Consider the following 895-nt stretch of genomic DNA (forward strand, 5'->3'; position numbering starts at 1 on the left):
TCTAGACTAATTTAAAATTGTAAATATAATAAGGAAGTGTTAGTTTAGTAATCGCTAAACAACTAATCATGAACACTTCCTTATGTACAAAGTACTAAGCAAAGATATAATAGAAAATGAGATATTGCCTCATTTGTCAACAGCAAAACGAGGATATGAGACAAAGAGTTGCCTTATAGAAGTGGTAAATAGTATTTTATATAAACTCAAAACAGGTATTCAATGGCATATGCTTCCTGTTAGCAGTTTGTTTTCAAATGTTGTATTGAGTTATAAAACTGTTTATTGGCATTTTCGCAAATGGAGTAAAAACGGAGAATGGGAAAGTTCATGGGTACATATTTTGGAAAATAATAAATCAAAATTGGATTTATCTACATCCTCGATTGATGGAAGTCATACCAGAGCTTTGCGTGGGTGAAGAGGTTGAATTTCAAACCCGTAAAAAGGGTAAAACAACTAACGCACTCTACTTGACAGATAATCAAGGCATACCCATAGTTATATCGTCTCCTGTTTCAGGCAATCACCATGATTTATATCAGATTGATTATCATTTGGATGAATTGTATCAAACATTGGTAAAAGCCCATATTGCAACAGATGGTTTATTTGTCAATGCTGATGCCGGCTTTGATTCTAAAGAATTCAGAAGTAAATGTTTTGAATATGGGATAATACCAAATACAGCTATTAATCCCCGAAATGGGACGAATGATGAAGTTGTAATATTTGATGAAACGCTTTATGAACAGAGATATACCATTGAAAGAACGAATGCCTGGATGGATTCATACAGGACATTGCTTAATCGCTTTGAAACAACAGTGTCGAGTTGGAAGGCTTTCAATTATATCGCTTTTATAACGATATTTTTAAAGAAAATTTACAAAAA

Annotated in this window: 1 pseudogene; it reads left to right on the forward strand. The window is 32.7% G+C overall.

Features of this window, described 5'->3' with window-relative positions:
• Nucleotides 1–82: 82 nt before the first annotated feature.
• Nucleotides 83–895: pseudogene (locus tag G7Y57_RS17850) on the forward strand (IS5 family transposase); the annotation flags it as partial.

The sequence above is a fragment of the Dysgonomonas sp. ZJ279 genome, from assembly GCF_011039205.1.
In the GTDB taxonomy this organism is placed as follows: Bacteria; Bacteroidota; Bacteroidia; order Bacteroidales; family Dysgonomonadaceae; genus Dysgonomonas.